Source organism: Coprococcus sp. AF16-5 (assembly GCF_003479365.1).
GTDB classification, from domain to species: domain Bacteria; phylum Bacillota; class Clostridia; order Lachnospirales; family Lachnospiraceae; genus Coprococcus; species Coprococcus aceti.
In genome coordinates, this window is the sequence record NZ_QUGZ01000020.1 from 1 (window position 1) to 1,925 (window position 1,925).

Sequence of the window (1,925 nt, forward strand, 5' to 3'; positions counted from 1 at the left end):
CGCCTCTATTCCCCATTATTTTCATCCCCCCTGTACTTGTCAAGTATAGATGTTGCTGGAACAAATGCAACACACGTACCAGCAACACCTGTAAATTCTTTATAGTTCCTAAATTCCAGCCTCTAAAGTTCCATAATCAAGCCATTGCCTGTGCAGAACCCAGCAGTAGCAACCTAGTTCCAAATACAGTACGAATAGGAACTAAAACCACAAGCCGTAATTCGCCCTGTTTTGCCTTTTCATGCCACAGTGGAAGTAGTTAGCACCAAAAGACGTAAAGACAAACGTAGGACAACGTGTGCATTCGTAAGGGCAGAACCAGCAAAAGCACCAGCTAAGACTGGCACAGGAATACCCCTAGAACTGCTGGAACTACTAAGTTTTCTACCGTTTATCTCATGAAGGGAGAAAGTTATCGTGGACGAAACTTAAAAACTTATTCGATAGAAATCAATGATCCTGTTGAATAAGGGACAATAAGCAATTAGATAAGTTGGTGCATTGGCTATTTCTAATGAGCTTAAATTGGTCAATTCTGTTGGACTCTGAGTGGTTAATTCCCCCAGGCTCTAACATCGGCACTTTCCTTATATGCAGGATTTTGAACGGACACACTGTCACCAGATGTTCAAAAGAAAGTAACTTGATATGGGATTTTTTAAAAAAATAAGAGATTTTTCAAAAGTAATTGTGGAGAATTGAGGGCATAGAAAAAGCCAGTAGATTTTTACGTTTCTCTGCTGGCTCAATAAATTTAATATGCAATTACATATCGTGAATATTTATCCTATTATTTATAATATATTTGCATCACCAGAAGGAATATCCACATAAAAATTACCGCCTTTTGACCATTTTTATATCTGCTTTACCGTTTTTAGGACTCCTTTTTTAACTAATTCTACTCATAAAACAATGCATTTGTTCAATCTGTTACATTTCATCTGAAATTCTTGTTCATTTATCTGAATGGATTATGTTTCATATCTACAGTTGCCTTCCGTATGACGATGCAATGTTGTTTTGTATTTCTTCTAGAGCTGGTAAATTTGAAACGACAAGAAAAAACGGAGACACCCTAACATATCTTTAGGTTGTCTCCGTTTTTAGTTTGAAATAACTTTCTAAATAATATTTTTACCAATAAAGCAACTCACTTATTTCATCTGATTTTCTTAATATATTTTTCCACTTTTCAGATGTTTTTACAGTTTCAACATTAAGCATATCAGGAATACGTTCTAGTTCCAAATAAGCATTCCTTAACTCTATACTTTTCTCTAATATATCATTATCAATCATACCTTCATCTAAAAAAAGATTTAGTGTATCTTCGTGCAAGAAACTAATTATATCTATTGAAAATTCTTCAAATAGATTATGTTTAATTGTATCATCATCTTCTAGAAGCAGATAACTTCCACATTCCTCAATTGTACTTTTAAAATTCTCATATCTTTTTTCTAACGAAATCATTTTGTCACCCCTAATCATAAATTACAGTTGCTTTATCACCCTTCAGTGGAATATAAGTCTCTGGATTTACTACTTTAATTTTTCCAGTAGCTCCAGATGATATTCCATAATATGAACCTCCATGCTTACCTCCGCCTGGATGATAAAAAATAGAAATATCACCGTTCATTAATTTCCATCCACCACCATTACTTCCGTATACACCTCTAGTCCAGTCGTTCCCTAGTATAGTTTGCAACTCATCTACAGTATACCCCTTTAGTCTAGTCGGGTCACTGAAAATGTCATCAACAGAATTGATATTCCAACGAACATTGTCTGCACCATATTTTCCCTTTAAATATTCATTCCACTCTGCTCCACTTCTAGGTATTTCGTTATTGAAATTTGTCTTACTTCCACCCTCACAAGTAATACTTCTTTCAGACTCCACCCGTCCTTTGCTAGTA

General features: G+C 35.0%; 2 protein-coding genes. Both read right to left on the minus strand.

Annotation, left to right across the window (positions count from 1 at the left end; translation table 11 throughout):
• Positions 1-1,137 precede the first annotated feature (1,137 nt).
• Positions 1,138-1,476, minus strand: a complete 339-nt coding sequence (locus DWW70_RS14720) for a hypothetical protein (protein WP_147344001.1) — start codon at positions 1,474-1,476, stop codon at positions 1,138-1,140.
• A gap of 10 nt (positions 1,477-1,486) precedes the next feature.
• On the minus strand, positions 1,487-1,925 hold a 439-nt coding region (locus tag DWW70_RS14725), incomplete at its 5' end, for a hypothetical protein (protein WP_207664165.1).

Bases quoted from the DNA above. Each gene is read 5' to 3' on its own strand.
- DWW70_RS14720 (WP_147344001.1), bottom strand. From the start codon at position 1,476: ATGATTTCGTTAGAAAAAAGATATGAGAATTTTAAAAGTACAATTGAG.